A 7,326-nucleotide genomic window follows, 5' to 3' on the forward strand; every position below is an offset into this window, starting at 1 on the left:
TTAGCTAATTGCATTAGGGCTGCGGGTATATAAAACACCCGATTTACAAGCCGGATATATGAAGGCAATGAATTTGTTTATTAACGCTTCGAAATCACTTGCAAAACGGGTGGGTCCATATATGATGTGATTAAGTTGGCTTACTCAAGCTCGATATACCAGAAATCTCTATAAGAGAAACTGTTGCACTTACTTCAGCTCAGATTAATGGACAGTATTTATTTTGATAAAGTAACAAAATCAAGTTTTTGAAACGGAATGATGATACGTTAAGAGCTTGTATGCGAGTATTTAACTTTAATTTTAACTTTAAAATTTTATAGGCTCTCGTACATTCTTAAATAACAGGTTTAATATTCAGCGGATAAAACACCGCCATCAGCCTTGATAAGAGTTAAATATGCATTGATTTTTTTATGAGTAATGTTAAAGTGAGAATGTATTTAAATTGGGGTTAGTATGATTAAATTAGTATCGACATTTTTAATTTTTGCATGGGTTGTGTTTCAACCTATGGCAAATATTGTCGATGCTCACCCGCTAAAAGCTTATGCTGAGATTTTATCAAGTACACCAATCGATCATAATGCATCAGTTATCAAAACACCTCCAGTTCATGATTTATCTACTACTGATATTCCTTCTTCAAATGAAATGTTTCACTGCCACCACCACAGTAGTCATTGCCATATCTATTTGTTAAGTGTCTATGAGGCTGAAACTGATATCCTCACGAAATACGCTCCATACGACTCTTATCTATTTTCTGTTCCCGAAACTCCTTTTTCAACTTCAATCCGTCCTCCGATCGCCTAATTTTTATTTTAAGTCAATTTTTGCAAGCGATAGAGTTTGCGCATTTTTATATCTTAAATAATTAGGTATTACAATATGTTAATGTTAATTCGTCCTCCAAAACTAGTTTTGGAGCTCTTGAGTCGTATTTATAATATACGGATCATTTCGTGTGTTTTCCTTGTGGCATTCTCCTTTACAATCAGCGCAGCAAGAGCATCATCTGCAGATCAAGCTATATCGCTGTCAACAGCAATGCAGCGTTCACTATCACAAAATCCTTCACTTAAATTTTTTCCATATCGAATTGATGCTCTGAAAGGGCAAATGGAAACGGCTAAATTATCACCAGCTTATGAATTAGGCTTTGATACTGACAATATTGGTGGAACTGGAAATTACAACGGGATAAGTGGGGCTGAGTTCACTATAGCTTTATCCTCAGTTTTTGAAATGGATAACAAGCGTTTAGCTAGAATTGGGACTGTATCTTCTGAATTGTCATTATTAGAAGCAAGCAGGCAGGTTGAGTCACTGGCTTTACTTGGTGATGTTACTCGTCGTTATGTTGATGTACTTGCTGCACAAGAACAAGTTGTTCTTGCACAGGAGGCTACTCAACTAAGCATTGATACTTTGGATATTGTAAAAAAACGCGCTGCTGCAGGTGCTACACCCGATGCAGAAGTTAAACGGGCATTAGCAGCCTTAGAGCAAGCCAGGCTATCATTATTTGCCGAACAGCAACGCTTATCTTACTTAAAAGTTTCGTTATCGAGTTTGTGGGGATCATCCTCACCTGACTTTGAGAATGTTGAAGGGAATTTATTTCAGTTTGGTGAAGATATCTCATTTGAACAATTGTTTGAAAGAGTCAAACTTAACCCTGCAATAGAGATTTTTGCATCAGAAGCTCGTTTAAAAAATGCTGAAATACGTGTTGCTAAAACACAGTCAAAATCTGACATTAGTTGGTCTGTGGGGGTTCGTCGAACTCAAGATACAAACGATACAGCACTCGTAGCTGGCTTCAGTATGCCTTTATTTTCTGGCTCTAGGAATCAAGGTGCTATTTCAACAGCCATTGCAGAAAAAAATCAAGTATTTGTAAAACGTGATGTCATGTTATTGGATATGCATAATCAGTTATTTCGAGCTTTTTACAATAGAAAACAAGCTATTTTAGTCGTTAATTCATTGCGTTCCACCATCATCCCTTCTTTAGAGCAAGCACTGATTGAAACTCAAGATGCATATCAGCGCGGAAGGTACGGTTATCTGGATTATGTGAGCTCTCGTCAGGAGTTGTTAAGTGCAAGACGTACATTAATTGAAGCTGCAGCATCAGCATTAACTTATGGTGCAGAAATTGAACAATTGACATCAGAGCCTTTAGCTAGCTCGCAATATAACGAGAACATCAAATTATCAGGAATATCTCAATGAAATTAATTTCTAGTTTTACAAAAGTTCTATTTTTAACCAGCTTCTTATTTTTTACAGGGTCTATTTTTGCAGAGTCTGGTCATGGAGATGAATCAGAACATGAAGAGGAAGGGCATATAGAATTATCTAACGAGCAAATACAGCATGCCGGAATAGTGGTTAGCACCGTTGGTGCCAATGTTATTCGTGATGTGTTACCTGTTTATGGCTTGGTTGCTACTAATGCTGAAAGTTTGCAAGTGGTTAATGCCAGATTTGATGGTGTGGTACGTGATGTAAAGAAGAGCATCGGTGATCCGGTCCGTAAAGGTGAAACATTGTTAATTGTTGAAGCAAATGAAAGCTTGAAAAACTATCCAATAACTTCTGAAATTAATGGATATATCACACAGCGAAATATAAATGTTGGAGAGAAAACAAATGAAACTCCTTTACTGGTGATTCAAGATTTTTCTACTGTTTGGGTAGAATTAAGCATATTTCCGAAGGATCTTCCTTTGGTCAAATTAAATCAGACGGTTAACATACAAGGTACTGATTTAAAGAATATTTCAGAAGGTAAAATTATTTATATTTCACCATTTGGACAAGTGCAAAGTCAAGCCACTAAAGCTCGTGTTCTAATTGAAAACAGCAACAACATTTGGAAGCCGGGCTTATTTGTTAATGCCAACATTACACTTGATGAAATAAATGCGCCAGTTTCTATACGTAATGAAGCAATACAAGTTATTGAAAATAAAAATGTAGTTTTTGTCAAAGGTGAATCTGGGTTTGAACCACGCGAAGTGAGCCTTGGTCGAACAGATGGTCAATATAGTGAAGTTCTAACGGGTTTGTCGGTTGGTGAAATGTATGTGAGTAACAATAGCTTTGTTTTGAAGTCTGAGTTGGGGAAAGAGGATGCTGAACATGGGCATTAAATTTTTTATGCGTCTTCGTTTACCTTTATACCTTATTTATGTTTTTAAATTTAGACATAATCGGTTGTGTGCTTCAAATAGGAGTTTTAAATGATTGATAAACTCATTCAATTTTCCATAACCCGCCGGTGGTTGGTTATGTTTTTTGTTTTGCTAACGGGTGCACTAGGCGTTTGGAATTATCAACATCTTCCTATTGATGCTGTACCTGATATTACCAATGTTCAAGTTCAAATTAACACAGAAGCACCTGGGTATTCACCACTAGAAGTTGAGCAGCGAGTCACCTATTTGGTTGAAATGTCAATTGCAGGATTACCTTATGTTGAGAGTACTAGATCGCTATCTCGTTATGCACTCTCACAAGTGACTGTTGTGTTTGAGAAAGGAACTGATATTTATTTTGCTCGAAATCTTATTAACGAACGTTTGCAACAAGCTAAAAGTGAGATGCCGTCAGGTATTGAGCCCGTAATGGGACCTGTTGCAACTGGATTAGGTGAAATCTTTCACTATTCAGTTCATGCAGCGCCAGGGGCTTTGCAAGCAGATGGAAAACCTTACGACGCAACAGCTTTGCGTACATTGCAAGATTGGGTTATTCGTCCTCAATTGCGTTTGGTTGAGGGGGTTACTGAAGTAAATACAATCGGAGGGTATGAAAAGGAGTTTCATATTACACCAGAACCTTCAAAGCTATTGGCTTACCAAATAAGTTTTGATGATTTAGTCGCTGCGTTGCAGAAAAATAATTCGAATGTAGGTGCTGGGTATATAGAGAAAAATGGTGAACAATATTTGATCCGTGCTCCAGGTCAGGTTACTGATATTTCATCGATTAAGCAGATCATTGTTGCTCGTAGGGATGGAATTCCTATTACCGTAGGTGATGTTGCAGAGATTGGGTTTGGTAAACAGCTTAGGACTGGCGCTGCAACTCGCGATGGCGATGAAACTGTGTTGGGCACAGCTGTTATGTTGCTTGGCGGAAATAGCAGAACTGTTTCTCAGGCAGTATCAGCAAAATTGCTTGAGATTAATAAAACTCTTCCAGAAGGTGTGATTGCTGAACCTGTTTACGATCGTACTGTATTGGTAGATAAGACGATTGCAACAGTTCAGACCAATTTAGCTGAAGGTGCTGTGTTGGTCATTGTCGTTCTTCTAGTTATGCTGGGTAATGTTAGGGCTGCTTTATTAACTGCCATGGTGATCCCTTTATCAATGTTGATGTTGATGACTGGCATGGTAGAAACCAAAGTAAGCGCAAATCTCATGAGTCTAGGTGCACTTGATTTTGGGTTAATTGTTGACGGTGCTGTAATCATAGTTGAGAACTGTATTTTAAGGCTGGCAGGAAGACAGCATCACCTGGGGCGAATATTGACATTGGATGAACGTTTTCAGACCGTCTTTACGGCTACCCGTGAAGTGTTTACTCCAAGTCTGATAAGTGTTTTAGTTGTTATTATGGTCAATTTGCCAATTTTGGCGCTGACAGGTGTCGAAGGTAAAATGTTTACTCCAATGGCAATGGCCGTAATCATGGCTCTATTGTCTGCACTTGTATTGTCTCTCACTTTTGTTCCTGCGGCAGTCGCTTTGTTTATGACAGGCCATATAGAAGAAAAAGACAATTTTATCGTCAGTCAATCTAAACGATTATATCTGCCAATTTTATCGATTGTGTTGAGATTCCGAGTACTTGTAATTTCAATAGCATTGATATTTGTGATTTTAGTCGGATTTGTTGGAACAAAAATGGGAACCGAGTTTGTTCCTAATCTTGATGAGGGCGATATTGCGATCCAAGCACTTCGAATTCCAGGGACAAGTTTAACTCAATCATTGGATATGCAATTTCAGTTGGAGAAGGCAATTCTAGAGATTCCGGAGGTTAAAACATATTTCTCTAGAGTTGGTACTGCAGAGGTTGCGAGTGATCCTATGGGGCCAAATATATCTGATGGTTATGTGATGCTTAAGGATCATAGCGAGTGGCCAAATCCTGAAAAGACTAAGGCTCAACTTTTAGAAGAAATAAGTGAAAAACTAGCCTTATTACCAGGTAATGCTTTCGAAATAAGCCAACCTATCCAACTTCGGTTTAACGAATTGATTTCAGGTGTCAGATCTGACCTAGGTATAAAAATTTTTGGAGATGATTTATCTAAATTACTGAGTTCAGGTGCTGAAATAGCAAAGGTGTTAAGTAGCATTGAAGGGGCTGAAGGCGTAAAAGTAGAACAAGTTTCTGGATTACCCATCTTGTCAATTGATGCTGACAGAGCAGCTATGTACCGTTTGGGCTTAAACGTCTCGGATGTCCAAGATGTAGTTGCTGCTGCAACGGGAGGTGAGAGTGCAGGCTTGATTTTTGATGGTGATCAACGTTTATCAATCGTTGTAAGGGTTGACGAGAGGGTTCGAGTAAATTTAGAAGCGTTAGATCGTTTACCTATTCCGTTACCTGAAGGTGGTTATGTACCATTAAGAGAAGTAGCTAAACTTACTTTAGCACCTGGCCCTAACCAGATTTCACGTGAAAATGGAAAGCGTAGATTGGTCGTTAGCGCGAACGTTCGTGGTAGAGATCTAGGTGGATTTGTTGCAGAAGTACAAAGTAAGGTTGCTGAGCAAGTAAAATTATCTCCAGGGTATTGGTTAGAATATGGTGGTACTTTTGAGCAATTACAATCTGCCTCTGATCGTTTAACTATACTTGTACCTATAACATTGATAATGATATTTGCTCTTCTAATGATGACATTTGGTTCCGCAAAAGACGCAGCTTTAGTCTTTAGTGGGGTACCACTAGCCCTTACTGGAGGTGTCATAGCTTTATGGTTGCGTGATATCCCTCTATCTATTACAGCTGGTGTAGGCTTTATTACTTTGTGCGGAGTTTCTGTTTTGACGGGGGTTATGATGGTATCTGCATTTAGAGATGAGCTGGATCGTGGAAGTTCTGTCGAGCAAGCTATTCAAACTGGTGCAATGTTGCGATTAAGACCAATTATGATGGTTGCACTTGTTGCAGCATTAGGATTTTTACCAATGGCGCTTAATACTAGTACTGGTGCAGAAGTCCAGAGACCACTAGCAACAGTCGTTATTGGTGGGATCATTTCATCAACGTTCCTTACTTTATTAGTATTACCTGGCTTGTACAGACTTACTTGGCGAAAGACGAAAATCAGCCAAAATAGTAATTAAATTTTAAGTATGGAGAAGGGATTGCGGTGTTCGAGTTGTCCGTAATCCCTTTAAGTATAATTTCAAATTGACAGGTAAAAATATGAAAAAAATTAATGCATTAATTCACCATGTAAGGTCTGCAGATGTTATACAAGCATTACAAGATGCTGGCTTCGGAAATATATCAATATTTGATGTCAAAGGAACATTGAAAGCTCTTCAGGAAAGTGAGTTAGTATATTCTTCTGAAGCAGGTGTAACTATTTCCGAAGCTCAGCTGTCTCTAATATGTGAAGATGAACAAGTAGATGAAGTTATATCAATTATTAGAAAAATAGGTAAAATTGGAACGGAAATTTCTGGGTGGGTTTACGTTAGTCCAATTGAAAAAATTCTTCCAATTGGTGGCTTTTAGATGCTAAGTTTAAAATAATAAGGCATATTTATGAGGTATTTATTTTCTTTTATAGTTATCGTTATTTCTTTTAATTGTAATTATTCTTTTGCACATCCAGATAGAATGAAAAGTATGATCCATAAAAGACACTCTCATTTGAATGAAGAAAAGATAACAAACATTGTCATTAAAAAAATACATAAAATGATACTCGAAGATTTTGGTTATGATGCTGGTAAGCTAAAGTTTTCATGGGGAACCATTAAGAATGAAGATGTGAATATTATAAGTGTTAATGATGGAGTTTATGTTGTGAGTGCTACGAATTCTCACGATAATAAGACATTGTATTTTAGAGTAGATAAATATGGCGATGTTATAGCTGTAACTGAGCATAACCTTTTTTAATAAGGGCTATTTGCATTCTAGGATTGGATTCAACCCCAGGGTGAGATCGTGAACGTTTTTTGAGCTGATGAAATTGATACACAATCTGTTTGACGCCTTGGCTTAGCTGTGATCTTATACTCTCTTTTAGGAGAGTAAATTATGTACCTTGAAGCCTTC

At 37.7% G+C, this 7,326-nt stretch carries 6 protein-coding genes; all 6 read left to right on the forward strand.

The window, feature by feature from the left end; translation table 11 throughout:
- The first annotated feature begins 459 nt into the window (after nucleotides 1-459).
- The 6 genes from GQA99_RS19925 to GQA99_RS19950 all read left to right on the forward strand — a co-directional run bounded on the left by GQA99_RS19925 (nucleotide 460) and on the right by GQA99_RS19950 (nucleotide 7,167).
- Nucleotides 460-816 carry a hypothetical protein gene (locus GQA99_RS19925; RefSeq protein ID WP_160056941.1) on the forward strand — a complete coding sequence of 119 codons (357 nt, stop codon included), beginning with the start codon at nucleotides 460-462 and terminating at the stop codon, nucleotides 814-816.
- Nucleotides 817-891: 75 nt separating this feature from the next.
- On the forward strand, nucleotides 892-2,241 hold the full coding sequence (locus tag GQA99_RS19930) for a TolC family protein (RefSeq protein ID WP_160056943.1): 1,350 nt from the start codon (nucleotides 892-894) through the stop codon (nucleotides 2,239-2,241).
- Nucleotides 2,238-3,164 carry an efflux RND transporter periplasmic adaptor subunit gene (locus GQA99_RS19935; RefSeq protein WP_160056945.1) on the forward strand — a complete coding sequence of 309 codons (927 nt, stop codon included), beginning with the start codon at nucleotides 2,238-2,240 and terminating at the stop codon, nucleotides 3,162-3,164. Before GQA99_RS19930 ends, GQA99_RS19935 begins: the two co-directional genes overlap by 4 nt.
- A gap of 90 nt (nucleotides 3,165-3,254) precedes the next feature.
- Nucleotides 3,255-6,380 carry an efflux RND transporter permease subunit gene (locus GQA99_RS19940; RefSeq protein ID WP_150139015.1) on the forward strand — a complete coding sequence of 1,042 codons (3,126 nt, stop codon included), beginning with the start codon at nucleotides 3,255-3,257 and terminating at the stop codon, nucleotides 6,378-6,380.
- A gap of 82 nt (nucleotides 6,381-6,462) precedes the next feature.
- Nucleotides 6,463-6,777 (forward strand): P-II family nitrogen regulator, encoded by a 315-nt coding sequence (locus GQA99_RS19945; protein ID WP_160056947.1) that lies wholly within the window; start codon nucleotides 6,463-6,465, stop codon nucleotides 6,775-6,777.
- Between the two features lie 30 nt (nucleotides 6,778-6,807).
- On the forward strand, nucleotides 6,808-7,167 hold the full coding sequence (locus GQA99_RS19950) for a DUF6488 family protein (protein ID WP_160056949.1): 360 nt from the start codon (nucleotides 6,808-6,810) through the stop codon (nucleotides 7,165-7,167).
- Nucleotides 7,168-7,326: the final 159 nt, after the last annotated feature.

The sequence above is a fragment of the Shewanella litoralis genome, from assembly GCF_009828585.1.
Lineage (GTDB): Bacteria > Pseudomonadota > Gammaproteobacteria > Enterobacterales > Shewanellaceae > Shewanella > Shewanella litoralis.